This is a genomic window from Gracilibacillus phocaeensis, assembly GCF_900626275.1.
Lineage (GTDB): Bacteria > Bacillota > Bacilli > Bacillales > Amphibacillaceae > Gracilibacillus > Gracilibacillus timonensis.
Genome location: NZ_LR131141.1, coordinates 176,039 through 202,742, shown reverse-complemented (window position 1 = coordinate 202,742; position 26,704 = coordinate 176,039). Strand labels below are relative to the sequence as shown.

General features: G+C 40.2%; 26 protein-coding genes and 1 pseudogene. 13 read left to right on the top strand and 14 right to left on the bottom strand.

Annotated elements, in window-relative coordinates:
• Nucleotides 1–19: 19 nt before the first annotated feature.
• A complete protein-coding gene (locus E0E32_RS01415; protein ID WP_130858740.1) occupies nt 20–868 on the bottom strand; it encodes a YitT family protein in 849 nt (282 codons plus the stop codon).
• Nucleotides 869–1,131: 263 nt separating this feature from the next.
• Between E0E32_RS01415 and E0E32_RS01410 the strand changes: the two genes are divergently transcribed.
• Entirely contained in the window at nt 1,132–1,992 is an 861-nt protein-coding gene (locus E0E32_RS01410) for a DegV family protein (protein WP_130858739.1), read from the top strand.
• 15 nt (nt 1,993–2,007) lie between these two features.
• Here the strand turns inward: E0E32_RS01410 and E0E32_RS01405 are convergent, their stop codons facing one another.
• Nucleotides 2,008–2,205, bottom strand: a complete 198-nt coding sequence (locus E0E32_RS01405) for a transcription initiation factor TFIIIB (RefSeq protein ID WP_066187048.1) — start codon at nt 2,203–2,205, stop codon at nt 2,008–2,010.
• Nucleotides 2,206–2,320: 115 nt separating this feature from the next.
• Nucleotides 2,321–3,733, bottom strand: coding sequence for an alpha-amylase family glycosyl hydrolase (locus tag E0E32_RS01400; RefSeq protein WP_066187046.1), 1,413 nt, complete (start codon nt 3,731–3,733; stop codon nt 2,321–2,323).
• 339 nt (nt 3,734–4,072) lie between these two features.
• Between E0E32_RS01400 and E0E32_RS22540 the strand changes: the two genes are divergently transcribed.
• The 3 genes and pseudogenes from E0E32_RS22540 to E0E32_RS01390 all read left to right on the top strand — a co-directional run bounded on the left by E0E32_RS22540 (nt 4,073) and on the right by E0E32_RS01390 (nt 6,053).
• Nucleotides 4,073–4,195, top strand: coding sequence for a hypothetical protein (locus E0E32_RS22540; protein WP_286171619.1), 123 nt, complete (start codon nt 4,073–4,075; stop codon nt 4,193–4,195).
• Between the two features lie 1,011 nt (nt 4,196–5,206).
• Nucleotides 5,207–5,821: pseudogene (locus E0E32_RS01395) on the top strand (hypothetical protein); the annotation flags it as partial.
• On the top strand, nt 5,814–6,053 hold the full coding sequence (locus E0E32_RS01390) for an RpnC/YadD family protein (RefSeq protein ID WP_130858737.1): 240 nt from the start codon (nt 5,814–5,816) through the stop codon (nt 6,051–6,053). The pseudogene E0E32_RS01395 and the gene E0E32_RS01390, both read left to right, overlap by 8 nt.
• A gap of 119 nt (nt 6,054–6,172) precedes the next feature.
• Here the strand turns inward: E0E32_RS01390 and E0E32_RS21965 are convergent, their stop codons facing one another.
• From E0E32_RS21965 to E0E32_RS01375, 4 genes are all read right to left on the bottom strand, one after another.
• On the bottom strand, nt 6,173–6,334 hold the full coding sequence (locus tag E0E32_RS21965; protein WP_165444916.1) for a hypothetical protein: 162 nt from the start codon (nt 6,332–6,334) through the stop codon (nt 6,173–6,175).
• A gap of 1 nt (nt 6,335) precedes the next feature.
• The gene (asnB, locus tag E0E32_RS01385; RefSeq protein WP_066187031.1) at nt 6,336–8,171 is read right to left on the bottom strand and encodes an asparagine synthase (glutamine-hydrolyzing); all 1,836 of its coding nucleotides are present in this window, start codon (nt 8,169–8,171) and stop codon (nt 6,336–6,338) included.
• Between the two features lie 482 nt (nt 8,172–8,653).
• On the bottom strand, nt 8,654–9,022 hold the full coding sequence (locus tag E0E32_RS01380; RefSeq protein ID WP_066187028.1) for a YisL family protein: 369 nt from the start codon (nt 9,020–9,022) through the stop codon (nt 8,654–8,656).
• Between the two features lie 105 nt (nt 9,023–9,127).
• On the bottom strand, nt 9,128–10,306 hold the full coding sequence (locus E0E32_RS01375; protein WP_130858736.1) for a DUF418 domain-containing protein: 1,179 nt from the start codon (nt 10,304–10,306) through the stop codon (nt 9,128–9,130).
• A gap of 384 nt (nt 10,307–10,690) precedes the next feature.
• Here E0E32_RS01375 and E0E32_RS01370 point away from each other — a divergent pair, with 384 nt between their 5' ends.
• Genes E0E32_RS01370 through E0E32_RS01345 form a run of 6 tightly spaced genes read left to right on the top strand, consistent with a single transcriptional unit; the run spans nt 10,691 to nt 12,514 of the window.
• The gene (locus tag E0E32_RS01370; protein ID WP_066187022.1) at nt 10,691–10,909 is read left to right on the top strand and encodes a spore germination protein; all 219 of its coding nucleotides are present in this window, start codon (nt 10,691–10,693) and stop codon (nt 10,907–10,909) included.
• Nucleotides 10,910–10,920: 11 nt separating this feature from the next.
• A complete protein-coding gene (locus E0E32_RS01365; RefSeq protein ID WP_066187019.1) occupies nt 10,921–11,127 on the top strand; it encodes a spore germination protein GerPB in 207 nt (68 codons plus the stop codon).
• A gap of 25 nt (nt 11,128–11,152) precedes the next feature.
• Nucleotides 11,153–11,689, top strand: coding sequence for a spore germination protein GerPC (gene gerPC, locus E0E32_RS01360; protein WP_130858735.1), 537 nt, complete (start codon nt 11,153–11,155; stop codon nt 11,687–11,689).
• Between the two features lie 4 nt (nt 11,690–11,693).
• A complete protein-coding gene (locus E0E32_RS01355; RefSeq protein WP_066187013.1) occupies nt 11,694–11,888 on the top strand; it encodes a spore gernimation protein GerPD in 195 nt (64 codons plus the stop codon).
• Nucleotides 11,869–12,237, top strand: coding sequence for a spore germination protein GerPE (locus E0E32_RS01350; RefSeq protein WP_066187009.1), 369 nt, complete (start codon nt 11,869–11,871; stop codon nt 12,235–12,237). Before E0E32_RS01355 ends, E0E32_RS01350 begins: the two co-directional genes overlap by 20 nt.
• A gap of 58 nt (nt 12,238–12,295) precedes the next feature.
• Complete coding sequence (locus tag E0E32_RS01345) at nt 12,296–12,514, top strand: spore germination protein (RefSeq protein WP_130858734.1); 219 nt, start codon at nt 12,296–12,298, stop codon at nt 12,512–12,514.
• Between the two features lie 21 nt (nt 12,515–12,535).
• Here the strand turns inward: E0E32_RS01345 and addA are convergent, their stop codons facing one another.
• A complete protein-coding gene (gene addA / locus E0E32_RS01340; protein WP_130858733.1) occupies nt 12,536–16,240 on the bottom strand; it encodes a helicase-exonuclease AddAB subunit AddA in 3,705 nt (1,234 codons plus the stop codon).
• On the bottom strand, nt 16,240–19,710 hold the full coding sequence (gene addB / locus E0E32_RS01335; RefSeq protein ID WP_286171615.1) for a helicase-exonuclease AddAB subunit AddB: 3,471 nt from the start codon (nt 19,708–19,710) through the stop codon (nt 16,240–16,242). Before addB ends, addA begins: the two co-directional genes overlap by 1 nt.
• Nucleotides 19,711–20,183: 473 nt before the next feature.
• On the opposite strand from addB, the gene E0E32_RS01330 reads away from it, so the two are divergent.
• Nucleotides 20,184–21,713: a BCCT family transporter gene (locus tag E0E32_RS01330; RefSeq protein ID WP_130858732.1), complete on the top strand. Its 1,530-nt coding sequence runs from the start codon at nt 20,184–20,186 to the stop codon at nt 21,711–21,713.
• A gap of 74 nt (nt 21,714–21,787) precedes the next feature.
• On the opposite strand, the gene E0E32_RS01325 is transcribed toward E0E32_RS01330, so the two are convergent.
• From E0E32_RS01325 to E0E32_RS01315, 3 genes are all read right to left on the bottom strand, one after another.
• On the bottom strand, nt 21,788–22,330 hold the full coding sequence (locus E0E32_RS01325; protein ID WP_066187399.1) for a GNAT family N-acetyltransferase: 543 nt from the start codon (nt 22,328–22,330) through the stop codon (nt 21,788–21,790).
• 110 nt (nt 22,331–22,440) lie between these two features.
• Nucleotides 22,441–22,986 carry a signal peptidase I gene (gene lepB / locus E0E32_RS01320; RefSeq protein ID WP_066186993.1) on the bottom strand — a complete coding sequence of 182 codons (546 nt, stop codon included), beginning with the start codon at nt 22,984–22,986 and terminating at the stop codon, nt 22,441–22,443.
• Nucleotides 22,987–23,046: 60 nt separating this feature from the next.
• Nucleotides 23,047–23,706: a TVP38/TMEM64 family protein gene (locus tag E0E32_RS01315; RefSeq protein ID WP_066186990.1), complete on the bottom strand. Its 660-nt coding sequence runs from the start codon at nt 23,704–23,706 to the stop codon at nt 23,047–23,049.
• 177 nt (nt 23,707–23,883) lie between these two features.
• On the opposite strand from E0E32_RS01315, the gene E0E32_RS01310 reads away from it, so the two are divergent.
• On the top strand, nt 23,884–24,285 hold the full coding sequence (locus E0E32_RS01310) for a YhjD family protein (RefSeq protein ID WP_130858731.1): 402 nt from the start codon (nt 23,884–23,886) through the stop codon (nt 24,283–24,285).
• 177 nt (nt 24,286–24,462) lie between these two features.
• Here E0E32_RS01310 and E0E32_RS01305 read toward each other — a convergent pair whose 3' ends face one another.
• The gene (locus tag E0E32_RS01305; protein ID WP_130858730.1) at nt 24,463–24,993 is read right to left on the bottom strand and encodes a competence protein ComK; all 531 of its coding nucleotides are present in this window, start codon (nt 24,991–24,993) and stop codon (nt 24,463–24,465) included.
• A 191-nt stretch (nt 24,994–25,184) separates the two neighbouring features.
• Here E0E32_RS01305 and E0E32_RS01300 point away from each other — a divergent pair, with 191 nt between their 5' ends.
• Nucleotides 25,185–25,637, top strand: coding sequence for a DUF3939 domain-containing protein (locus E0E32_RS01300; protein WP_066186982.1), 453 nt, complete (start codon nt 25,185–25,187; stop codon nt 25,635–25,637).
• A gap of 256 nt (nt 25,638–25,893) precedes the next feature.
• Here the strand turns inward: E0E32_RS01300 and hisA are convergent, their stop codons facing one another.
• Entirely contained in the window at nt 25,894–26,646 is a 753-nt protein-coding gene (gene hisA / locus E0E32_RS01295) for a phosphoribosylformimino-5-aminoimidazole carboxamide ribotide isomerase (protein ID WP_130858729.1), read from the bottom strand.
• Nucleotides 26,647–26,704 lie beyond the last annotated feature (58 nt).

Below are 26,704 nucleotides of genomic sequence, written 5' to 3'. Positions count from 1 at the left end.
TAACGTTTTCTAAAATGGTTCAATCATTTCGCCTAAAGAAACCATACACACCAGCCGTTTGAATAACATTGGCAAAGGCATTCTCATCCACCTCACGAATAATTCGCTCCAAATCATATAATTCATAACGAGTAATAACCAAGTATAACATATGCTTATCTTCTTTCGTATAGGCACCTTTTACGGGTAAAATGGTAATGCCACGAACCATCGTATCGTGAATTGCCTTTTGTAATTCATCTGCTTTTTTAGTAACAATCATCGCCGTAATCTTCTCATGACGAGTATGTATCCCATCAATCACTCGTGTAGTTACATACAACCCTATCAGTGTATATAAAGCATTTTCTGGCTCATTTAACACACCTGCAATCATGATGATGAAACCATTAATTATCATCAAATAACCGCCAATTGGCTTGTCTTTCATACGAGAAAGAATCATAGCAATAATATCTGATCCACCAGTAGATGCACCCCATTTAAGTGTAATACCAACACCAACACCAGCAATTACGCCGCCAAACACCGCATTGAGCATTATATCACTTGATATCTCAATAATGGGAATAACTTCTAGAAAGAAGGATGTCGCTACCACGGAAACAAAGCTGTATATAGTAAACCCTTTTCCTACCATAAACCAGCCAAGAATGGCTACAGGAATATTGAGACATAATAAAATAAGACCTGTACTAGCAAACTGTAGCCCTAAATATTCTTGTGAAACAGTAGTAAGGATCTGTGCCATCCCAGTAAAACCACTTGCATATACATTGGCGCTAATCATGAAGAAATTCAACGCTATTGCATTAAGCACTGCACCAATTATTACAATAAATATCCTTTTAGCCTCCATCAAGAACACGATTCATTCCTCCTCATTTATGCTTGTTCCGATCATTCACACAGGACTAAACTATACTAAAAAAACACAACACTTCCAAGTACTTCACTATCATTTTTTGATATTTATTTGAGAAAGACGTAACTAAGTTCTCATTTTACCGTAAAAAACATGGTTTAGCTACTGCTTGTTGGCGGAAAACGTGTTATACTCTTTCTAAGTCTAAACCAAGTATAAATCAATCATACATGATGGTTATACAGAACAAATAAGGGGGGATTTTGATGGCAGTAAAAATACTTGCCGATTCAGCCTGTGACCTGACAAAAGAGGATTATCAGCGTTATCAAATAGAGGTACTTCCTCTGATTGTTCAGCTAGATGGAAAGGAATATGAAGATGGGGTTTCTATCTCTGCCAAAACGATCTATGATGCCATGCGTGGTGGTACCACACCGAAAACAGCCCAAGTAAGTGCCCAAGCGTTTAAAGACACCTTTGAACGACATGCGGCTGCAGGGGACCAAGTGGTTTATTTTTCCTTTTCTTCTCAGCTTTCCGGAACCTATCAAGCCGCTAAATTGATGGAACAAGAAATCAAAGAAAGCTACCCTGATTTCACCCTTCACGTCGTTGATACCAAGTGTGCTTCACTCGGCTATGGCTTAGTCGTGTTACGAGCAGCTGAGTTGGCCCAAGCAGGTGCAGATGTAGACGAAATACTGAAGACAGGACAGCATTATTATCAGCATATGGAACATATTTTTACCGTAGACGATTTGGAATACCTCTATCGTGGCGGTCGAGTAAGTAAAACAGCCGCTTTTGTAGGTACGTTATTAAAGGTGAAGCCACTCTTACATATGGAGGATGGTAAATTAATTCCATTAGAGAAAATACGTGGCTCCAAAAAAGTGTATAAACGCATGATCGAAGTGATGGAAGAACGAGGAGCAGACCTCGAAAATCAACGAATCGCTATCAGCCATGGAGACGCACTGGAAACAGCTGAACAGCTAAGCCAATTGATTCGTGACAAATGGCAAGTGAAAGATATAAAAATAAATATGGTTGGATCAACAATTGGCGCTCACTCCGGCCCTGGTACGATTGCCTTGTTTTTCCTAAATGATTCGCCTTTATAATAGCGGTGTGTCCCATCAAAACCATGCATCTTTGAACCTGGAAGGTTTTGTCACATAGCTTTCCAGTATCAAACCACATACTGGACAAATCAAGTGTTCGACTGGGGAACCTAGCATTTTACCTTTGGGCATAATGACACCATAACCATGCTGCATGCCCTTTCCGAAGTCTGTCCCTCCACATTTGGGACATTGCTTTGTTTCATGAGTCATAATCAATCACCTCTTTAATGTGATATACGAACTTATCCTTCTCATGGTTTCATTATTCTTCCTTTAATCCACAACAAAGGCACTAGTGTATAGAACAGCTAGTGCCTTTTCTTGCTTATTTTTCTGCCTGCTTTCCCTTTCTGTTTAGGGCTACCACAAAGAAGACAAAACCTCCAAATATGACTGCAACTAAGGAAAGAAAGAACCAGTTCAAACCGCTATCGTCCTCTAATACAAAGATATTGCTTGTTTCCCTGTCCAGAATCATGCGATAAGAACCGTCATCCTGTTGCCTGACAATATCATCATCTAAAATCCCTCGTAACTGCATGTCATCCTCCACATCATTCAATGCAACGGTCTGCGTTTCGGTATCATTATTAATCGCTACATACATGGTTTGTTCTGAAGAAGAACGCTTGAATACAGTCATCGCACCTGATTCAGCTACAACTTCCAGTTCACCTTGCTGTAAAGCTGATGAGTCACCCCGAAAATTAGACAACCGATCTAGATGCTCCGTTAGTTCTTCATCGGTTTTATTTAATTCTGCCATGCGGTGATCCGGTTCGTCTGCCCCATTATCCATTGGTACTTCCACTCCTTGATAAAACAGAGAAGAACCAGGTAGCGTATATAACAAGGTTGCTGCCAATTTCCACCGGGTCACAGGATTGTATCCTTCCTGAACCGATTCAAAAGCAAAACGGGGCGTGTTGACAGATTCGATAAAGTGTATGCCGGACAGATCTTGCTCTAAGATAGGTGTAATCGATTCACCAGGTTGCTTAAGAGCGTCGACTGCTGCCGATTGAAAGGTGTTGTTCATATCATTTTGGTCATTATCCCCATCATATATAACCGTTACATCCTCTTTTTCCGCTTGCAGACGTTGATTTAATTCCTCGATAAAATCATCTGGCGTCTGTTGATTCACATAAAAGTGAAAGCCATCTACATTGGATGTTTGCAGCCAATAAATAGCTGTCTCCATCAAGTACTCTTGTACATCCTGATTACTCATATCCACAGTTGGCAAATGCTCACCCAATGTATTTTCGGTGGTCTCTTGCACCCAGTCCATTTGTTCATCATTCCAGTTATGTTCAGAACTGACATGACTTAATGGAAAATCTAATATGACACGCATATCTCTTTCCTGCGCTTCTGATACTAGTTCTTGCAAGATAGCTATATCACCAAAGTGCGGATTAACACTTTGAGCCGATGTGATATCAAAACCATGATAAGACTCTGCTTCCATCACCGGACTTAAGTTGATCATGGTTATCCCCAAATCACTTAAATCATCCATTTTATCAATAATTCCCTGAAGATCTCCCCCATGATAGGCATCTGAATCATCAATATCAATATCGATATCATTATCATTGTCTCCATTATTATAGCGATCAATCAGCATGTAATAAATGCGTTCATCTGCTTGTTCGGCTGCTTCTGTAGATATAAAAGGAAAGATTAAAAACAAGAAACAGGTCATCATACATGCTCTTTTTATATATTGCATAATAGTCCCCTTTTCATAATAGTTATGCTTCTATTATCCTTGAGACCAAATCAGAAAGTCAAATGAATATTTTTTATTCTGTATGAATTTTTTGTGAAGAAGTAGATGTAACGAGAACGCAAATGAATGACTAAATATTGTAGCATATTTTTCTTATAAAAACATGAACATTCCATTTTAAAAATATTCATTTCAGCAAAAATCATCAAATAGCCAGGCACTATTCCGATTATCTCCCCTCTGCACCTTATGAAAATCTACTTTTACCGTTTTGCCTTGCCCGCCATAAAGCGATAAGATGAAAACAAATTCATTCTAACAAAAGGATGTGGTATACTAATGTTAACCGCAGTAAAAGAAGATACGCATGATTATCGCTCGACACCTCCCGATTATGATGGCCTATGGAAAAACATTATTCAAGAATTGTTTCAAGCATTTATGGCCTTTTTTGAAAGATAAGAAAGTATAAAATTCTGAGTATGAAAGGATGTGGACCGATTTTGATCTTGAACGAATAGTGATACTGATAAGATAGATGATGTAAAGTAGCCCACTTTCCTTAGTGGTGAGTTTGATCGTTTTATCTGTGCAAAGCAAGCGCTCCGGGAATAGGTTCCGCTTTCCATGGGGCCGGCTTCAGCTAACTAAAAAGAAGAGCACTTTTTAGTGGATCTTCAGCTCGTCCTAGTCCCATAGGAGTCTCCACCTATTCCCTCCGCTAAAGTACAGTACAACAATGATTGTTACTGCAAGAATGAAGGATTCTAGGTACCTAGACGCTGTTGTAGCAAAAGAAAAAATCGCCAACTGATTCTTCAGCTGTGTAATGGATCATGCTACAAAATGGCTCCTTCATTTTATAAAAGTCATAATGTATGATCGAATCGTTCTCAGAAAAAGGTTATACAGTTTACTTATTGGCAGAAATATAGTGTCTGGAACACTTCATTCTAGCAGTCATTCGATTGTAGTGCTACTACCCAGCGGAGGAAATAGGTGGAGACTCCTGCGAGAATAGCGCAGTGTGAAGACCCCGCAGGAAGCGATCTTTGCTGACGAGGAGGCTGAGCCAAGCTCGCGGAAAGCGGAACCTATTTCCGGAGTACTGCCTAGCACTGACAAACAATCAACTTTACTACATGGAATAATGGAACTAGATACTTAACATTATCCATCTTATCGGCAGTTCATTAACTTCTTTGAGTGGTCTGTAAAGGACCGGGCGAATTTTGCCCGGTTTTTCTTGCGCCCGATTTGTACCCGGACATTGAGTTTGACAAAGGCGTCGACTTTGAAGGTACAGAGCTTCTCCCGCATATTTTGAGACAGGCAAAAGGGAAAAGATATACGGATAAAGCGAGACTTATCAGGAGGTTTAGAGACCGTTGTTTTCCATCACCACTTGGAGGTATTTCTCATACAGTCGGAAAACTTACGGGCTCTTAACGCTGTAATAAGTTAGCCAAAGTAACATTAAAAAGTGGCAAAAACCAATACATCCATATCCATATTGAAGTGCAGGCAGTTGGGAATAAAAAATTTGCCCGACGCATGTTTCCATATTTTTACCGCATCTACAAAAAACATACAGAACCGATTTATGCCATCGCACTGTTCACGGATGCCAGCGAAGCAAACTATGAAAATCAGTTTCATGATGCCTTTTATGGCACGGAAATCACGTATCGTTACAACACCTATCACTTTTACGGGAAAGACGAAGAAGAACTGAAACAATCGTCGAACCCCTTCGCCTTAGTGGTGCTTGCCGGTATCTATGCCAGTAAAAAAACCACTGGGAAAGATGATAAAAGGATGAGTGAGGAACAAAAGAAGCAAAAGCGCGAGGAAACCAAGTTTGATCATAAGAAGATACTGGTCGACTTAGTCTACGAAAAATATCGACACCGCCCCAAGTATCTTTCTGCCTTATTGTATTTTATTGATTACATCATGAAGCTACCAGACGAATTACAGGAACAATTTTACGAATCATTACCCATCATCCAAACCGAGAAGGAGGGCAAAAACGTTATGGAAATGGAAAAGTTAAGAGACACCCCCGACATTTGGCCGATTGATTAGAGAAATTGGGGAAGCGGCTACAGAACAAGGATTGGAACGTGGGATGGAGCAAGGTATGGAACAAGGTATGGAGCGCGGAAGAGAAGAAGGCAAATTGGAAGGCATTGAAGAAGCAGAACGTAATGTTGCCAAAAAGCTGATAGACCGTGACTATTCGGATGAAGAAATATCGGAGTTAACCAGTCTTGAGCTTAAAGAAGTGACGAAACTACGGAAATCGCTTGAACATTAATATCAAAACGAAACAAGAGAATTCTCTTGTTTCGTTCTCTTTTTATGAGTTAAAAAAGTTTATAATCACTGATATAACTTGATGGATATTATTTTTACTATAAAGGCAATAGGAAAGGTTTAATCCTTCTTACATTCCTCCTTTTTAATCCGTTGTTTGAATTTTTTTCTTAGCTGATAACTGATAAGCAGCAGTAACAAGAGAGCCATGGCTAACAAGGTGTCCCTCTGACCAAGTATGGTGATTACGTTCTCCTCGCTTATCGGAGAAGCTATTCGCATGTTAGAGATCAATGGTAACATCGTAAGTTTCCAGCCAATAATCAATTTGTGCAAGGTGGGCCAAAAGCTGCGGACCTGTCATCAATTGACCAAACCACGGGGTTTCAATGCTGGACGCTTTTTGCTGTACCAGCTCTGTCACTTTATCACGATTCATTATCTCAAACAACCTAGCTTCCTTTTTGTTAATGATCATCTGCATCCACTCCGTTACCGCTTTGGTATAGGCGGGATGATATGTCTTTGGATAAGGGCTTTTCTTACGGTATAATATATCATCAGGCAAAAGCCCCGTTAATGCCCTTCTTAGTATCCCTTTTTCCCTGTTGCCATCGTTTTTCATTTCCCAGGGAATATTCCAAACATATTCGACCAGGTGATGATCACTAAATGGAACTCGAGCCTCAAAGCTTGCGCCCATGCTCATTCGATCTTTTCGATCTAATAATGTCGGCATAAACCAGTGCATATTCAAATAGAACATTTGCCTTCTGGCAGACGCTTCTTGGCTCTCTCCCTCCAGCAATGGAGTTTCATCAACTGTTTCTTGATATCTTTTCTGGACATAAGCCTGGATGTCTATCTCTCTATTAATTTCACCTCGTAATAAATGTTGACGAAAAGCAGATGAGCGTATCCATGGGAACCCTTCCCTTTCTAAGTCTTCTTGACGATAAAACCATGGATATCCACCAAAAATCTCATCTGCGCATTCACCGGATAAGGCAACTGTCACTTGTTTCTTTGTTTCTTGACAAAACCACAATAAGGAACTATCGACATCTGCCATACCTGGTAAATCACGATAGGTCACTGCCTCTTTCAACAGAACTGCCAAAGTGTTATTATCCATATGAAATGTCTGGTGTTTAGTTTGCAGGGCAGCCACCATGATATCAATAAAATCATTATCTTGATTAGGTTGGAAACTACTCTTTTTGAAATATTTATCATTTTCTTGATAATCAATGGAGAAGGTCTGCAACGGCTTGGTTAGATTGTTGGCAGCAATAGCCGTAATGGCACTTGAATCCACTCCCCCCGATAAAAACGTGCCTAAAGGAACATCAGAAACGAGTTGCCTTTCAACAGCTTCTGTCAGTAGCTGCCGTACTCTTTGTGCTGTTTCCTCTACTGAATCTTGATGTAGATGACTTTTCACATTCCAATAACGTCTAGTCTTCCAACCTGTTTTATTATAAATACCAACATGACCAGCACGTAACTCTTTGATTCCAGCAAACACACCATGACCAGGTGTTCTGGATGGACCGAGGCCAAAGATTTCCGCTACTCCATCCTGCTGAAGAACTGGTTTGATCTCTGAATGAGCCAACAACGCTTTTATTTCTGAGGCAAACAGAATGCCTTGCTGGTGTTCTGTGTAAAAAAGGGGTTTAACGCCCAAACGATCTCTCGCTGTAAATAATTGCTGCTTGTACTGATCCCAAATGGCATATGCAAAGATACCATTTAATTTATCGACATGATCTTCTCCCCATTCCATGTAACTCTTCAGTAATACTTCTGTATCTGAATGGGAGCGAAACTGCCAGCCTCTTTTTATTAATGCTGTTCTGAGCTCTTCTGTATTATATAATTCCCCATTATAAACCAGCACATATTCCTGCAGGTTTTTCTGTTCTTTCATAGGCTGTTTACCACCTTGAGGGTCTATTACGACCAGGCGCTGGTGCCCAAAAGCAACATGTCTGTCTTGATAGTAACCTGTTTCATCCGGTCCACGATGCTGCAATGTTTCTGTCATCTTTCGGACTTGTTGGCTTTCTTTCGCTACATCACGGCTAAAATCAATCCATCCCGCAATCCCGCACATGAATATCGACACACCTTTCTCTTAGTTGCTCTTACCATTATATGCAGCACCCTTGAGAAAAATCATGTTATTTCAAAACTTTGGGAAGGGAATTTCTTTTTTGACTTGATTACTCCCTATTGGTTTGCAAAATTCTCTATCCAACGATCATTTTTGATGAATATGAATTCTAGTAAACCTATTCCTCCATCTAAGCCGGAATGTGACTGTTACAAAGGAAACTCAGAAAATGAAGACAAGAAGAGAAAGTATCACAAGGATTGTTATCAAAAGAAAAGGTACGAAGGCCTTTCGTAACTCCCCTTCCTCCTCCGCGTTTTTTATTTTTTCCCTATATGTTTTCCACGAAAAGACATACCCTATTATAATCACTACCAGTACCAATACAGTAAACGCATGGATCGATCTCTCCCCTCCTCACCTTGAAATTTAAGCCTCCTACACCACAAAAACCGTGGAGGACTTTCCCCACGGTTTTTTGTTTAAAATAATTGAACGCCTATCGGCAGTCTGCCAAAGCCTAGTACTAACACAATAATAAAGGCAATGATAAATTGAATCCAGAAACTTTTAGCAGGTTTAGATTTCGCCGTTTTAACCAAGATCATTTCCATAGCGGCAATCACCCAAATACCGGCCACACCTTTTACAATAGCCTCAGGTAAGTAGGAATTAGTTCCTATGAAATAATCAGCTATCAAATCTCCACCTGAATATAAAATAAGTAAATAATCCAAGCGCAGAATCATATGCAGGATCTTCCCTGCCTTACTCCCTTTTTTATACATGGCATAAGAAACAAATAACAAAATAACCGCTAGCACCCATGCCGTAATGTGCAAATGTGTCAATTCACTGCACCTCCTATTCCCTCACAAATTTCATTCTTTTATCTTATCATGGATAGCAATAAAATTCATTTGTGAGCCTTTTCTTCACGTAATTGTCATTACTTCCTATAGTGCTCGTTTATTTGATAATCTTTTTTGATAAATCAAGCTTCGCCACAGCCATTCTATCGGTCCTCTCTGGTAATATCGCAGCCACCAATAGCTCATCAACACTTGGATCGGATAGATAATTAATCCAACCAATATCGTTTGGAATGGTGTTAGTGTATCATATAATCCCAGTCCATACGAATAAAATAGCAGTACTCCTAAGACAGATTGGAGCAGATAATTGGATAATGCCATCTTTCCTACATATCCGAGCCAGCGAAACAATTTGACTGCCTTATTATACCATAACGTTATCGTCAGCAAATAGAAAATCGCTGAACCCGTACCGCCAAGGGTGTCTTGCACCATCTGCAGCCAAAATGGGTTTCCAATCAAATAAGGACCAGCCTTACAAACGGCAAAAACGAATAAGGAACCTACCCACCATCTTTGTAAAATTTTCCGGTGATCCGTAATATCATGCAGCCAGCGGTTTCTTCCAAATAATACTCCTAAGAGAAAAATTGGAAGTAAGTTACAAGTGATCATGAAGAAATTCAAGACGTTATTACTATAGAACCAATCTGTTGCATTTTGTTGCCAAATGGCGGTAATACTGCCTTCTCCATAATGTTGCAAGGCCTGATTAATCGCCGCTGTATTCGCTAATGAGCTGGTATCCGCTACTAGACTGGTTAAGAATAACAAACCAGTTAGCATCAGCACTGGAATAACTAATAAACAAGCAAACCAAACCCACAGCGTTATATTTTTGCGTGTAAGAAATAATAACAACAGCAAGCCCACTAAAGCGTATGTGATCAAAATATCCCCATACCAAATAACAAAGGCATGTATAGCACCAATGATTAATAAAATAATCAGACGGCGCACCATCCATTTTCTTGGCGATTCAACCTGTTTCGCTGACAGGTTATCATAGATCATGTACATACCAAAGCCAAATAAAAAAGAAAACAGAGAATAGAAACTCGCCTGAAAAAAGATATCCAAAAGCATTTGAATGATCCCGGGATCCCCCAATCCCCAATAATTTTGACCATTTCCATATAAAAAATAAGGGCCATGAAAAGACGCCAGGTTCACCAGAAAGATACCTAATATGGCAAAACCGCGTGCACTATCAATCCATGGCAATCGTTTCGAATCCGTTAACGGCAGTGGATTACTCAATGATATCGACTCCTTTATTAAATTTTAAACGAAACACAGACAGTTTAGAATCCTATTTATCGATTGTAATGTCATACGCGTTTCTTCTATCCGAAAATCGATTTCTGTTCACACCCAAGCCTGTACTCGCATAATCTAAGATTGGTAGGCTAAGACCGCAGACTTTTGGGGTTACGTAACTCGTTCCTCCGAAATCATTTGTTGCAACGCCTGCAACTATATAAGTTGAACTTATCAATATAACAAAGACGTGTGACAAACAAGTCTTTGCTTACATTATTTCTTGATAATATCTTGTTTGATCCATTCGTGTGAATCACCATTCACACGCCTTTCAGCTTATATAGTACGTCAAAATGATGTAACCATGTTAGGATGATGTATATGCCAGCAATTGTTGGTGCAGTAAAGGTGATTAACATTGGTTCTTCCAGTATTTTTCATATTGGAGATGTCTATAAAATCCAGCCTTACACTCAAGCCAAAACCTTTGCAGGTGGCGGGTCATTCAACACAGGCGATGGAATCCGTGTGCATCTTGAAAATGCACAAACAACGATGGTAGATAACGATCAATTTGATCAAAATATATCTGGAATATAGTAGGTGATTTCATGCATATAACCGTTAATCAATCGATTTATATTCATTTTCTCAAGGTTGGCAGTATCACTAATTCATCCGTTCTGCAAATAGGAAGTACTGGCAGTATGCAAACTCTCTCACAGTTATACAACACGGGCGGGTATTCGACAGCTGCAGAACAAGCAACGGCAGCAGGAGAAGCTAGTGAGTCATTAGTACCTCTTTCCCCTTTCTAACAGATGTCAGAAGGAGTGATAACGAATGAGCAATCAGCTGATAATGCATTATATAACACAACTGCAGCAACAAGTGCAGCAACTCTATCAATATAGTCACTCCTTAGAGAACCGAATTCAGCAGCTTGAGAGTAATAAACAGGCCAAAACCTCCATCGAAAAACTGGAATACCATTTCGATCAACTAAAAATTGAACGCTTAGATGGAACTCTTCATATTGGGATGACGCCAGAAGATTTACAAAATAGCGAAGACCTTTCGTTAAATCCCTCGCAAGGTCAAACGCCCTTTCCTTCTGTACATCAAACTTTATTAGAAGATGCAGACAATGAACTCCCCGGTTATGTACATTCGCTTGAGCAGCAATATAATTACCCACTTGAGGATGATTTTCGACAAACATTAATCCAAGATGTGAAACAACAGTTGCCCAACCGTATCGCATACTATCAACAAGCCAATGTTCCCCCGACAGATTTACCCCAACACATCCTTGAGCATGTAAAAAAGGAATGGCAACAAGGACTGAAAAATTGGTTTAGTAATCAGCAGAAGGAGTGACGTTATGTATTACCAAGTAAATAACAGGCAATTAGGTGTAGGAAATATTTCTATCTTAGGCATTTCTGGTTCTTCTTTATTCATAGCTGGAGACAGCTGTCATATTCAACTGGCCTCTTTATTCGATACACCTCCCGAGTCCTACATTGTTGGGGCAGCGGAAGGCAGGTTGATCCCACTTGGAAACACGGACGACTAACGTACAACAACTGAAACTCGACAGTCTTGCCTATAGTTCCATATTACAAATAGGAGATACCAGCTTCACAGAACCTAGTGTGAATGTAATCGCTGTTCAAAAAGAAGGTGGTATTTCATCAGACAAAAGCTTTTCCTTTGAAGACGATTCTTTTTTCCAACAATCTATTCCTTTTCTTCCTAATTACAGCTTAACCTATGGCGATCATCATATGTTGTGCCCAAGAATTGATATTCATTCTCTCGATGTTTCAGCTGCCTCCTCTTCTGCTGTCATTCAACTCGGAAATAGTCAGCACGTGCATTCGATTGCCCGACTCAAGCATATACGCATTGTCGACCCAGATTAACCCAGCAAGCTTCATGCACCTCAAGGTTATCTATTAAATAAAAAAGGACGTGATCACCTTGCCATCCGTTGTTGGTCCTATCAAGATTAATAGTGTTGATGGAGGAATCATCAATTTTGGTGACAGTTTTTACCTATCTCCTAAGAGTGCTTCTAAACTAGCTACTGGAGCAGGTGCAAACAACACAGGCGATTTCTTGAACACCAACACAGGATTTAACATCACCAATGCGATCGACCCCGATGCCGTTGATCAAGTCATTGGTGGAAATGCATAAGGAGAATCGTTCTCCTTATGCTCACACTTCTAGTAACAGGCTTTTATCAAAAAAGTATAAATATTTTTCTGTCACAGGCTTCTTCCATATCTCAGCTAGTGCCTTTGCATATAAATCAAGCTGCAGCTGATAACGTTGTTTCAATTTTTCTTCTAGCATCTCGCTTTGTGTATCTGTGATGTGATCCGTTTTATAGTCTAGTAATAATAGTCCCGAATCGGTTTCTATCACACAATCGATCACACCTTGCAGAAAAATCCTTTCCTTGGTCTGTTCTTGCCAATTGGGATATACTTCATCTGCCAGTAATGTCATACTAAACGGCACCTCACGCTCGACTTTATCTGCTTTTAACAGCAGCTTGCCCATATCGGTTGCGAAAAAATGCAGTATCGAAGAAGTATCGATCACCTCGGCCTCATCATTCGTGATCATTTCATCCGCTTCCAGGTGGGCAATATATTCCTCTAAACCAGATAATGTCCATTCCCGATCCAAAGGCAGGTGCTGCATGACCGTGTGCATAGCTGTACCAATCTCCGCCCTAGATAACTGCCGCTCTTTTTGCATAAAGCGCGGGCGTTTGCGGATAGGGGCACGGAAGGTATCGATAATTTGTTCGTCACTATAGCTATCTTTCATTTCATATTGACGTTTCATTTCCGTTACTGTTTGTTTGGCACGATAAAAAACCGCATCTTGAAACGGATAGACAAATTCCAACTGCGAGGCTACCTTGTTAGCCATGCCCTCATCAGGTAGATCCAGCTTTTCCCACTGATTGATGGAATCATGTAAGGATTGGATTTGATCACGACCACTCTCCTCTATCCTATGATATTGGCTCTGATGCACCGGGGTAATCTTCCACTGAGAGGCATCTTGCATAATCTCTACAGGGACTTGTAATGACCTATCTGTATTCCTCAATGCAACAGCGTCTTGATGACGGAGCAGAGTTGCTCCGAACCAATCTAAATAGGTTAGCGACTCTAAACGATAATAGGACGGGAGCACCCAGTCTTGATGTGTAATGGTATTTTCCCATTTTTTCCTTTTCTTCTCTAAAGAGGGAACCGTACCGACTAAGACAAGTTTCTCTTTCGCACGTGTTAATGCCACGTATAAGACGCGCATTTCTTCTGCCAGCATCTCACGCTGCATTTCCTTTTTAATACCATGAAATAGCAAGGTGGGATACATAATTCGTTTAACTGGATCGATATATTTGGTGGCAAAACCCAGTTCCTTATGCAGTAAATACTTGGCACGCAAATCCTGTTGGTTAAATTGTTTATTCATAGCACCAACAATGACGACCGGGAATTCCAACCCTTTACTTTTATGAATCGTCATAATCCGTACGACATCTTCTTGCTCGCCCAATGCTTTGGCTGCTCCTAGGTCATCCCCTTTCTCTTCCATACGTTCAATAAATCGCAAGAATCGGAATAAACCTCGGAACGATGTAGCCTCATACCCTTTAGCACGGTCAAATAAGGCACGTAAATTGGCTTGCCGCTGCCGTCCTCCAGGCATCCCGCCGACAAAATCATAGTAACCAGTTTCTTGATAGATTTGCCAAACTAAGGAGGATAATGCCCCTTGCCTAGCTTCCAATCGCCATGCTGCTAATTGATCGATAAATGTTTGGATCGATGTATGATCGTTAACCTTGATAAATGCTTGTAGGGCTTCATAATAGGAACCACCTTTCTTACTCAATCTGATCTGAGCCAGTTCATCTTCGTTCAAGCCGACAATAGGTGACTTTAATACGGAAGTTAACGGAATATCCTGTCTTGGATTATCAATCACCTTTAACAAACTAATCATCACCTGAATTTCAATCGCCGCTAAATAACCTGTTGATAGTTCGGCATAAATCGGGATATGCTGTTTTTTAAACTCTTCCATAATGGCTGGCGCCCAAGTCATCGAACGCAGTAAAATGACAATGTCCCGGTACTCGACCTGCCGTGACATCCCTGTTTGTTTATCGACAATCTGCATCGGCTCACTTCCACCTGTGCCGACCCATTGTTTGATTTTTTCCACATAAGCCCGTGCTTCTAATTGCGCCTTTTCCAAATCGGCATCTGTTTCCATATCTCCTGCGTTTTCTTCGTTTTCCTGTGTTTCCTGATCAATCACGATCACTTCTGTTTCAGGTTCTTTCAAAGGTGTTTCTTCATACGATGTATTGCCATAAATCAATTCAGCGGCTTGATCATAGTCTATATCGCCAACTTTTTCATCGAATAACTGACGAAAAATATAATTAGCCGCCGCTAGTACCTGCTCACGACTACGGAAGTTTTTGGCCAGATCAATTCGGCGGCCCGTGGCATCACGTTCGGCAAAACGATTATACTTTTCAATGAAAAGACTTGGTTCTGCATGACGAAATCGATAGATGCTTTGTTTTACATCGCCTACCATAAACATATTACCGCCATCATCATGATTGGCAACTAGTGATAAGATCGTTTCCTGAACCAAGTTGGTATCCTGATATTCATCGACCATCACCTCTGTATATTTCTGTTTAAGGCTTTTGGCCACAGCAGACGGTTGTAATGTTTCTTTATTTTCCGAGAGAACATCTAAGGCAAAATGCTCTAAATCAGCAAAGTCTACCAATCCCTTTTCTCGTTTGGCTGCTTGATAAGCATCTTTAAACTGGTGAATTAATTCGGTCAAGGCATAAACCGTTGGATAGAGTTCTGCCATATCGCGCAGATGCCCCTGCAGACTTCTGGCAAACCAATCGGTTGCAATTCCATTCCAACGCTTCTTCACTTGATCACGCAATGTTTTCACTTGTTCTTTCTTTTCTTCTTCACAGTCCACTTTTTTACGCGAAAGTGCCTTAAATTTAGCCGTCGTAAAAATAGTTCCTACTTCTTGCCAAGACACAGCCAGTGCCCCTTTCGCTTGTTGAATCATTACGAGATCTTGGTCTAATGCCTCCGCATAATGATAAGGGCCATCTGCTTCTCGAGTTAGGTTTAATGCCTGCTGGGTTAATGTCTCCATCACCTCTAGTTGATCGGCAACTTCTTCTTTCAATAAGGAAAGCCAGGGAATCTCGTCTTCCTGCGTCTCTTCATTGACTTGATACACCAGTGACATCTGCTTAAGCCAGTGGTCAGGATTGGGATGCTGGATCGAGAACTCATACATTTTCAAAATAAGCGATTCTACTTCCAGATCATTACGATCATTACTAAATCGATCGACAACGGAGAAAAAGGCTGCCTGTTTCTGCTCGTCTTCTTCCCCATACCAGCCCTCAAATAATTCCTCCAACACATCTTGCCTGATTAAATCAGCTTCCATGTCATCGGCAATGCGAAAGCCTGGATCGATATCCAAGTGGTAAGCATATTGACGAACCAGATTCATACAGAAGGCATGCAAAGTTGAAATCGAGGCATTTTGCACCAATGCCAGCTGTTTTTTTAAATGATTCGATTGCGGATTATCTGAAAGCGACGTTTCAATAGCAGCACCGATACGGTTACGCATCTCTTGTGCCGCTGCATTCGTAAAGGTCACGACTAATAAAGTGTCAATATCGACTGGCTGTTGCTTATTTAATAATTTCTGAATAATCCGCTCCACTAGTACCGCGGTTTTACCTGAACCAGCCGCTGCTGCTACTAAAATGTCCTGACCAGATTGATAGATTGCTTCTTCCTGTTCCTTTGTCCATTGCGGCATTACATATCACCTCGTTTCATCGCTGCTATCGCTTCTTCATCCTTCATATTCTTCAGTTTACGATAATTATTTTCGATTAATGTTGGATCAAATTGACAGACGGAGCGAAAATCACAGTAATTACATGCCGTTAATTGATCTTGCTGAAATGGGTTTAAGTCGACCTTACCTTCTGTAATCTGTACACCTGCTCGTTCCATTAGCTGATAAATATAATCATGTAATTGACGGAATACTTCTTGCTCTGCTACTGCCGACCCCTTATAGAACGAACCATTCTTACTAAAACCGGCTGGAATGATATTACTTCTCCCCGAGTCCAAAGAAGTATCCATCTTCCGCACGATATCTTCTTGATCGACGAGTAATCCCTTCATCTTAAACTTTTTCATCAGCTCTTGCTCCAGTTTATCTTCCGGTAAGTAGTCATTAGCAGCCACCATCGGATTATGCACATGAAAATATAATACCCCTGCCGGTTGGGCGGGTTCACCTAACCAGTTTTCTGCATTTTGCAACACCACATCTAAATAGGAGAGCATTTGTAGGGCCAAGCCATAGTATACTTCCGTAAGAGTGAGACCTCTGGCACTGGATTTATAATCAATGATACGCAAATAGAGTTGATCCTGTTCCACTGCCCGATCCACACGATCGATTCTGCCTCGTAACAGCAATCGATGCTCATTAGGCAAATCAATCTGTAATGGCGCAAGTTGATCAGGATAACCGAAGCCTATCTCTAAACCAACGGGGGAAAAATGGGTTTTTCGTGCCTGTTCACTTAATACATAAGTAGCGCGGGCAATAACACTCTCCAATTTCCGTTGAATATATTGATATCGATTAGAACTATGCAAAATTTGGTGCTGTAAAACAGGGGACAGTGTACTGACAGCTCGATGGGCATAAGACTTTGCTTCTTGATCGTAAATATCGGCAAATTGTTTCCCTTCTTTTTGAATCCACTCGGTAATCTGTTTTAATGCTTCATGGAATAACTGCCCAATATCTGGCGCATCCAATTTATAAGTAGGACGTTCCTCCAGTCCTAAACTGTACTTAGCAAAATGCTGGTAAGAACAACGATGGTACATTTCTAACCTTGATACACTTGCCTTTATTTCCTCGGGATACATTGCTGCCACGGTATCCTTCTTCAAATCGCTTGGTCTATTCTCATAAAACAGACTTTGTAATACTCGTTGATCAAGCAACGGTTGTGGTGATCTTTCCATATACCAATTTAGTACATACTCCCAAATCGGATCAATCGGATAACCACGTAATTTGCGGGCTAACTGTGAAGTGAGCGCCCCTCTTGTTTTGACAGGTGTGGTCACAAAACGTTCTGCCTGGTTCATCTCCTCTGGATCTTGTAAGAAAAGACCGGGCATTTGCTCAGGAAACCATTCCTTCACACGTTTAATTAAAGGGGATGGCGCCTTTTGTTTCCCTTCTTCGTTACTAATAGGATAGCTGATCCATAAATAGTCAGCTGGCAGTGTGAAAGCCAGATAGACATAAAACCAATCATCCAGCAGCTGCCGTTGACTGCCCGCAGCCAATTGCATACCATTCATTTGTAAAATCGTACGTTCTTCTTCCGAAATCAAACCATCACCAGCGGGCTTCATCGGCCATGTTCCTTCGTTCACACCAAGTAAGAAGGCACACTTCACTCCGTGCATACGGGAACGATCAATCGAACCGACAACAACATGGTCCATACTTGGCGGTACATGAGAGAAACGTAATGCCTCCATACCAGATTCTAAGACCTTACGAAACATCGCTAAGTCCATCGATTCCTCGCCAGCAACTTCCGTCATCTCTTCTAACAATTGAATGATGGCATCCCATACCTGGTCCTGCTCTCGTCCTTTTTCTACTTTCCCTTGTTGATCATAAAGATCCCGGATAGCTTCGAGCCGTTCTGGGGCTTGATTGTTCTCCAGCCACTCAAAAAGCGCTACCGTCTTCTCTTGAATCGTCGGCAGGGTACGCAATTTTTTATCTATGTCAGCCAAGGCATATGCTACTTGATTGCGATAAGCATTGATACGTTCTTGTGTCAGTCGTTCTTGATCTGTCTGGACGGGTTGGTCAAAGCCCCTAAATCGTTGAAAACGCCAATCGCGATCCGATAACCAGCTGGATCTCCCTCTCATACCGTATTCTAGTACATAATTTTCTAATTCATCGATGGCCACCTGATTCAAGCGATACTCCCCTTCACCCTCAGGAATAAAGCCAGCTTTCAACAGGCGAAACACTGCCTCATAGCGCCAGTTCCCTTCTACCACATCCAATAGGGAGCGAATCGTCTCGATTAATGGATGACTCAACATCGTTTTCTTCTCATCGACAAACACTGGTATATCATAGTCCTGAAACAATGTCGTTATCAAATCCTGATAAGCTTCCGGCTCGCGAATTAAAATCGCAATATCTCGATAACGATAACCCTGTTCCCTGATTAATCGAATGATTTCTTGCGCTGTTCCTTCCACCTCAGCCCTTGGATGAACTGCCTCAGACAACCTCACGTTGGCTTTGCCATTCATGCTTGGTACAGGACGAGTGTCAAAATAATCGTTAATATGTTGAAAAGTAGGACGCACGTGCTCTGGTGGCTGCATTTGCTCACTCTCCACCTGCATACCGACCTGATCAGCCAGCTGTGTTAATTGGCTGTAGGTCTCATGTGTTAGATAAAATAAATCTAAAGGGGATGATTCTCTTTTTGCCGTATCCAACGTCAATGTCACGGTAACCTGATCTGCTTTTTTCAGCATTACATCTAATACTAACAATTCTTGCGGGGTAAACTGGTGAAAGCCATCTATGTAAATGGTTGCCCCCTCCAAAAAGGAAGATGTGTGTAGTTTTTCAACTAGCTGCTGCATCTGATCCTCGCTATTCATATATTGCCCCTGTAATGCCTCAGTTAATTGCTGATAAATATAAAATAAGTCATCCAGTTTGTGTTGTAAGGCTTGTTCATTAACGGTCGGATGATGTGACGATGCCATATCCGCCATCTGTACAGCTAACATATCAGGTGTGACACAATAATGTTTAAATTCAGTAATCATCGTTTCTAGTTGTTCAATAAACCCTTGTTTTTCGATGGATTTCTGAAACATTTTCCAATCTTCTGTCCGTTCTTCAACGATCTTGCGAAGCAGCATTTGCACTCCCATCGACGTGATATATTTCTTGGTTGCCCCTCCTGTCAGTTGCATCACACGCCAAGCCAACCGCGAAAAACTATAGACCTGCGCACGTATAGAACCATTAATATCCTCATCGCTTAGCAAGGCATATTCCTGCTGAAAGGTCATTTGATCGGGAACTAAATAAATAATAGGCGGACCCTTAGGATTCTCTTTTAGTTCCTCTCGTATTTCCGACAAGCATTGTTTACTTTTATTCACTGTCGCACTTCCTAATAAAAAACGCAGCAAGTATAACACCTACTTTCTCTGAACATATATATATTGTATCAAACACTCGTTCCATATGGAAGTGAGAGTCTTTTATATAAGGTAAGAAAACAGATAATCTCCACTATAATAAGTTCAATCTAACACAGACAAACAGTTAAACTCCCACTTACAAATTCAATTCTAACTATGGAACTACTATAAGCAAAGGTTTTGCTATAAATAAACTATGTAGTGCGTTTCTGGCTCGTTTGCTTGTCAAAATAATAAAGTCTTATTATACGGTCGTTTTCTTAACATTATCAAACAGAAAATTCTTTTGGTTTACAAACCCTCCAAATTGCTTTAGTATATAACATCTGTGAAATTATGCAGCAACATTTCCATACATTATTCTTTTTTTACCAAATCTACGTAATGAAAGCTTGGTTAAAAGGGCACACTAAAAAGAAGTGATTGGGAACGTAAACAACTAATTGGAGGAACAAACAACTATGGAACGTTTAAAAAACAAAAAGACTTCACTGGATCTCCCATCATTATTAGTAAGCGGGGGTATCTTGTTGTTTTTTGTTATTGCAGCACTTATCAATGCAGACTTGGTAGCCAATACCGTCAATCAATTATTTGGCATATCGGTTACTTATTTTGGTATTCTATATCAATTGACACTATTAGGAACCTTTTTTATTGCCTTAGCGTTAGCCATATCCAAATACGGAAAAATTCGTTTAGGAAATCTGAACAAACCGGAAATGAGTACATTTAAGTGGATCTCTATTATTATGTGTACATTATTGGCTGGCGGTGGTATATTTTGGGCGGCAGCTGAACCTTTGAGTCATTTTCTTACGACACCTCCTAATTTTCCTGGGATAGAAAGTGGTACACCTGATGCAATAGTCCCGGCCTTAACGACAAGTTTTATTGATTGGGGCTTCCTAGCTTGGGCAATATTAGGAACTTTAGGTACCATCGTCTTAATGTATGCCCATTATCACAAAGGCATGCCCTTAAAACCCCGAGCATTTTTATATCCTTTTTTTGGCGAGAAAATCATGAGAAACAATGTGTTTGGCACCATTGTCGACGCCTTTTCTATTATTGCTGTTGCAGCAGGAACTATTGGTCCTATCGGCTTCTTGGGATTGCAGGCTGGTTATGGGATTAGCTCCCTAACCAATTTATCTAATACAACAAGCTTGCATATCACCATCATTGTGTTATTAGTGATTGGAGCGGCTATTTCTGCGGTAACTGGGATTCATAGAGGAATTCAATTCTTAAGCAGTTTTAATGTTATCTTAGCGATAGGGTTGATAATTGGTGTCTTGGCATTCGGACCAGGATTGTTCATCTTTAATAATTTCTTTGAATCATTTGGTCTTTACGTGAATGATTTCATATCGCTGAATACCTATCGAGGAGATGAGGCATGGCTTAGTCTATGGACAATATTCTTCTTTGCATGGTTCGTCGGTTATGGTCCGATGATGGCTATATTTGCCGCCAGGATATCTCGAGGGCGTACGATTAGAGAGCTTGTCTTAGCGGTCGCTATTATTGCACCAGTTGTTACAACTTTTTGGTTTACAGTTGTAGGTGGGACAGGTATTTTCCAAGAACTACAATCTCCTGGCTCTATCTCTACGGCTTTAGATGAGGCTGGGCCACCTGCAGCAATGATGGCTATTACACAACAATTGCCGTTCGGGGAAATTTTTGGTTTCTTGTTCTTATTGGCAACCATTATTTTCGTCTTAACCACGACAGACTCAATGTCCTTAACGATTTCCATGGCCATCTCTGGTAATGGCCACCCTCCACGTTGGCTAAGGGCCTTTTACGCGATTATTATGGGAGCGGTAGCCATCGTGTTGGTTTCTTTAGGTGAAGGAAGTATTAATGCATTGCAATCCTTCATCGTTGTAACGGCAGCACCAGTAGTCTTATTACTATTAACGACCTTCTGGACCGCACCAAAGGTATGTAAAGAGTTATACCAAGATCAAATAAAATCCTAGACAAAACACGGCTATTCCTTGATCAATCTTGGCATAGCCGTGTTTTATTGTGTTCAGTCGTTAGGGCACACCCCTCATTCTTTATTACTTGCTGTATATTCCATTAACCAGCAATCACGATAGTCTCCTTCATGCCATTCATGATCCGCTAACGTTTTCGTCTTCACAAAACCACATTTTTCATAGCAGCGTATCGCACGAATATTACTTTTATGTGGATCTACAACGACTCGCTGCGCCCCCAATTGCTCTACTAAATAAACAACCATCAACTCAACAAACTGTGCACCAATTCCTTGATTCCAATAAGACGTCTCACCAATAAATTGATCCATACCATATATTCTCTTTTCCGATAAGCCATATGATGTTTTGGTTGAGGTATCTAAAAGATAGAATTGTATATATCCAATGGCTTGCTGGCGATATTCTATGATGCACCTCACTGTTGGAGAACCATTCAGGTAAAAGATCTTCCTTGTTTTTCTGTGATCAAATGATTGATCGCGTCCTTCATAATAAGCGAGTACATCTGGATCGGACAGCCATTTGGTCAATAGAGATTCATCCTGCAATGTTAATTTTCGGATTCCTATAGCATTTTTGTGGACGAGCACCTTGCTATCCCCTCCCCTGCCCAACGTGATCATTTATCGTGACCTTAAACGGTCCCCCTATTCAACTTTTTAGGCAACTATAACAGCAACTAAATTAGTAAGCGCTTACTTCAATCAGCAAATTGAAAGCTTAATTCAGAAATTGGCCAGTAACGAATATTTACCTTACCTACCACTGTCTCTTGATCCACAAAGCCTATCTCTCTGGAATCACGACTGTTCATTCGATTATCCCCTAGGACGAACAACTTTCCTTCAGGTACTATTTTCTCTCCGGTAACTTCTAACAGGGTAAAATCCTCTGTTAATGTTTGATTAGGTTCACGATAAGGTTCAAGATAAGGCTCTTTTTTTTCTTTACCATTAATAAACAACTTGTCATCCTTATAAACAACTTGGTCGCCTGGTTTTCCGATCACCCTTTTTACATAATCTTCATCTTGCGTTGCATGAAAAATAATCACATCAAAATAATCAATCGCTCCCCAATCATACAATCTTTTATTGACCATGAGCAGATTACCATCATGCAAAGTAGGTTCCATTGATTTTCCATTCACTTCATAATTTGCTATCAAGTAAGGCTTGAGACATAATACCAAAATGATGGTGACCACCAGACTACGAACAATGATCGATACTCTTTTTTTCCACATAGCCTTTCCTCCAAAAGGAACATTTATTAATAAGTTCCCTGTTTGGCATTTTTTAATCCTTTATTTATTCTTTTTCTCTTCCGACCGCTTATGTAAATAAGTTTCAATATATTTCCCAGCGACCCAGAGTAGAGCTACTCCTATGGCTACAATGATCGTCTTGACAGGATTTTGCGCAAAAGAAGCCAAACTATCCCCCACAAATGAAATGGTAAACACCATCACACCTTTGCCAAGTAAAACAGCAAGCACAAACTGATAGAAATTTATCCTGGATAAGGCAGCTACTACATTAATAATAGCTGATGGAGAAAAAGGAAAACATAATAACAAAAACAGTGGACCAAAACCATGTCTAGTCAACCAATTGGTTACCTTGGATACCTGTTTATTTGACGTTAACCAGCGGAAGAATCGCAAATGTTGATAACGTCTAACTAGCATAAAAACCAAAATGGTACCTGAGCTTGTCCCCGCTAACGATAATAGAAAACCTTCTAATAAACCATAAGCCGCTGCATTGGTAATAACAAAAGCAATAATCGGCAAAAAAGGTAAGAAAGCTTCAATAAAAGGTAAGAAAAATCCTGGAAGGGGACCTAAGCTTTCATAGCTGCTTAATAAGATATCTACTAATTGACCATATTCATTGGCCTCAAATAAATCTTTTATCTCCGTAACATCAATGTTTTCAATATTGTTTATACTATATAGGATCATCCCGCCTCTAGCTCCTTTAAGAAGTTCAAAGTATGGCTTACCCTTATTCTAATATTTTTTGCTTCATTTGCCCAATCTTTCACATCTTTCTTTTATTTTCTTTCCCCTTTTTATTGCAATTTTATGTACATTATATTAAAATAGAACAAACGTTCCTTTAGAGAAGGAGAATGACACATGAGATATTTGAACAAACATGAATGGAACCTAGCGTCACGTTTTCTCTTTTTATCCATGACCTTAACAGTAATTAGACATGATTTAGGGAAATTAGAGCAAAACTCTCCCTTCAAAATAACCGAACCATATACACAACTATTACAAGAGATGGAGCAGCAAGCAATAAAGGAAAGGGAGGAGCTGATTAAAGAAATGAATAAAGAAGAGCTGGAGGTGCAAGCCCTCCCTAATTCCCATGACATGTCCTTCACTTCCTATTTATTTATCTGCAAAGGGAGAGAAGAGAAACGTAATTATTTCAATCCAGCTATTCGAAGGAAAGTGTCCTTTATATTTGAAGAACTGTTAGCACATGCCCTGACAGCTAAAACCAACCAAGAAGAGAAGTTGAAACTTTAATAACTTAAAGTGCGTGCTCAAGCAGTCCAGTTTCCCATGTGACAAGTTTGATTATTTTGCTATGTTAGGCAAGTGCCGTGAAGTACTTTACACAAGCATTTGCCTAACACATTCTATACTTCAAGCCAATGTCGAGGCAATTTCACAGTTTAGAATACCCGCCATTGCTTTTAGTAACTATCTTTTTCGATGTAAGGGTGGTTCTGAGACAAATTGAGAATGTTCTAAAACATGTTCGATATTGTTGCTTAATAAGTAGCGGTATTGTGCTGTTCGGTAGACCTGATTGATGATGCTTGCATAGGAGACATTCAGCAGTATATCACGACCGTTTTTAAATACAACTCTGGTGAAATGTGTATCTTCTCTTTCCACTTCCAGCACATGAGAGTGGGCAATCCAGGTGCAAGATTTTCTCAGCGGGGATTCTACCGGAAAAAAATACATACCACTTATGCGATCAATCGCAATAGGCGGTTTATGGGTGATACCGCTCAGCATACGTGTTCCATCCAACAAACCTTGCAAACTAATTCCAAAACCCTTGCACGTGTAATTCATTACCTGATGTGTACTCCATGTGGTTTCATAATCATCCTTTTCGTCCTGTTCAACAATCCTTGTAAAAAATCCATCATCATCCTGAAACCCAACAATCGCCAATGTATTCGGACTAATCTCTGGTATTGTTTCCTTACTTATTTTCATCTAATTCCTCCTTTAAATTTTTCTACTTAAAGATAGCAATTAAAGGGCATTTTGGAAATAAAATAAGCTAAATTACCCGATATTCAGCTTAAATTCGACCAACTTGATCAATGTTTGGTATAATTCTTGTAAAAAGAGGCACTCAGTACGACTTTTTGAAGAAATTTGCCCAAATAAAGGAGGAGACGTTGATGTGGTTTAAGAAGCAACCAAAAGAAGATACAAAATACCCACAACGAGACATTTCTATAAAGGAATTGCAACAGGCCATCCAGCAATTTGAACAAGATTTACCGTCTCATATTCCACTAAGGGTGCTCATTAATGAGGATAGATCACTTGATTATTCCCTACTCACCCCATTTTTGAAGGCGATTCCAAATCAACCCTATTACATGTCGAAGGAAACGTACGAGTTATTTCCAGAGGAGGAAAAACATCTAGCAGTAGCACTAGATCAAGTTCAACGCGCAGTAGACCAATATATTCTACAAACGAATACCTTACCGGTGATTGATTATGATCCCTACCGAAAGGTGAATTTCTTCAAGTTAGAGCAGCTTGATCTCATTGATCAACGCCCTGATATTGATTTTTACATTACTGACTTAGAAAATTTAATTACTATGGAGAAACCGGAGTAATGCTTTAAGTTTGTAACAAACTTTTCAGCAATGATAAATAAATAGAATGATAAAAACTATCTTATTCTTTATCACTTATACGGATCCTTTCTGTAATATAGTCAGACTTGCTATGCCACGTATATCACCATTTCACCTCACCATTGCAGCAAAGAATGTTTTCTTTATTTACCAAAAAACTAGTGTACTTTCCTGAAAAAAATGGGTAAGTACACTAGTTGATCTTTCTTATAGAAGTTACTTTTCATTCAACATGTTATTGACAATAGTCAACTACTTCCTGATAGGACAAATCTCCACCAAAAATATCGAGGGCACTGCCAATCGTAACATGTAGCTTACCTTGCGTAAGCCGTTCGAACAGTTGTAAATCAGCCAACGAGCTTACCCCACCTGCATAAGTTGTCGGAATCGAAACAGAAGCAGTTAATGCTTCGACTAGTTCTTCCGCAATTCCAGCACGTTTTCCTTCTACATCTGCAGCATGAATCAGAAATTCATCACAATATTTTTCTAACTTCTTAATCGTTGTTGGATTAATTGCAATATTGCTGAATTTGGTCCATTTATCGGTGACCACATACCACTGTCCATCCTTTTGTTTACAGCTTAAATCGATGACTAATCTTTCTTTGCCAATTGTCTCCACTAATTTGTTTAAACGTTCGATTTTTAATTCACCATCTTGAAAAATATAGGACGTAACGATCACATGAGAAGCGCCAGCCTTCAGAAAGATCTGTGCATTGTCTGCATTGATACCACCGCCTACCTGCAACCCTCCTGGATAAGCCGCTAATGCTTTGATCGCCGCTTCTTTATTGCCTTCCCCAAGCATAATGACATGACCGCCTTTAAGTTGATCTTGTTTAAACATCTCTGCGTAATAGCGACTGTCATATGTCGAAACATAGTTTTCTATTACTTGGTGATCAGCTTGGTTTAACGTTGCTCCCACAATCTGTTTTACCTGTCCTTGATGTAAGTCAATACATGGTCTAAATTGCACACCTTCACTTCCTTTTCCATTGTTTAATGCTTATTTACCACAGGGTAACTGGAGTTTG

What these genes read in the sequence shown, in the direction of transcription:
- E0E32_RS01410 (WP_130858739.1), top strand. Translation starts at nt 1,132, where the DNA reads ATGGCAGTAAAAATACTTGCCGATTCAGCCTGTGACCTGACAAAAGAG.
- E0E32_RS01405 (WP_066187048.1), bottom strand. Translation starts at nt 2,205, where the DNA reads ATGACTCATGAAACAAAGCAATGTCCCAAATGTGGAGGGACAGACTTC.
- E0E32_RS01400 (WP_066187046.1), bottom strand. Translation starts at nt 3,733, where the DNA reads ATGCAATATATAAAAAGAGCATGTATGATGACCTGTTTCTTGTTTTTA.
- E0E32_RS22540 (WP_286171619.1), top strand. Translation starts at nt 4,073, where the DNA reads ATGTTAACCGCAGTAAAAGAAGATACGCATGATTATCGCTCGACACCT.
- E0E32_RS21965 (WP_165444916.1), bottom strand. Translation starts at nt 6,334, where the DNA reads ATGCGAATAGCTTCTCCGATAAGCGAGGAGAACGTAATCACCATACTT.
- asnB (WP_066187031.1), bottom strand. Translation starts at nt 8,171, where the DNA reads ATGTGCGGGATTGCGGGATGGATTGATTTTAGCCGTGATGTAGCGAAA.
- E0E32_RS01370 (WP_066187022.1), top strand. Translation starts at nt 10,691, where the DNA reads ATGCCAGCAATTGTTGGTGCAGTAAAGGTGATTAACATTGGTTCTTCC.
- E0E32_RS01365 (WP_066187019.1), top strand. Translation starts at nt 10,921, where the DNA reads ATGCATATAACCGTTAATCAATCGATTTATATTCATTTTCTCAAGGTT.
- gerPC (WP_130858735.1), top strand. Translation starts at nt 11,153, where the DNA reads ATGAGCAATCAGCTGATAATGCATTATATAACACAACTGCAGCAACAA.
- E0E32_RS01355 (WP_066187013.1), top strand. Translation starts at nt 11,694, where the DNA reads ATGTATTACCAAGTAAATAACAGGCAATTAGGTGTAGGAAATATTTCT.
- addA (WP_130858733.1), bottom strand. Translation starts at nt 16,240, where the DNA reads ATGCCGCAATGGACAAAGGAACAGGAAGAAGCAATCTATCAATCTGGT.
- E0E32_RS01330 (WP_130858732.1), top strand. Translation starts at nt 20,184, where the DNA reads ATGGAACGTTTAAAAAACAAAAAGACTTCACTGGATCTCCCATCATTA.
- lepB (WP_066186993.1), bottom strand. Translation starts at nt 22,986, where the DNA reads ATGTGGAAAAAAAGAGTATCGATCATTGTTCGTAGTCTGGTGGTCACC.
- E0E32_RS01315 (WP_066186990.1), bottom strand. Translation starts at nt 23,706, where the DNA reads ATGATCCTATATAGTATAAACAATATTGAAAACATTGATGTTACGGAG.
- E0E32_RS01310 (WP_130858731.1), top strand. Translation starts at nt 23,884, where the DNA reads ATGAGATATTTGAACAAACATGAATGGAACCTAGCGTCACGTTTTCTC.
- E0E32_RS01305 (WP_130858730.1), bottom strand. Translation starts at nt 24,993, where the DNA reads ATGAAAATAAGTAAGGAAACAATACCAGAGATTAGTCCGAATACATTG.
- E0E32_RS01300 (WP_066186982.1), top strand. Translation starts at nt 25,185, where the DNA reads ATGTGGTTTAAGAAGCAACCAAAAGAAGATACAAAATACCCACAACGA.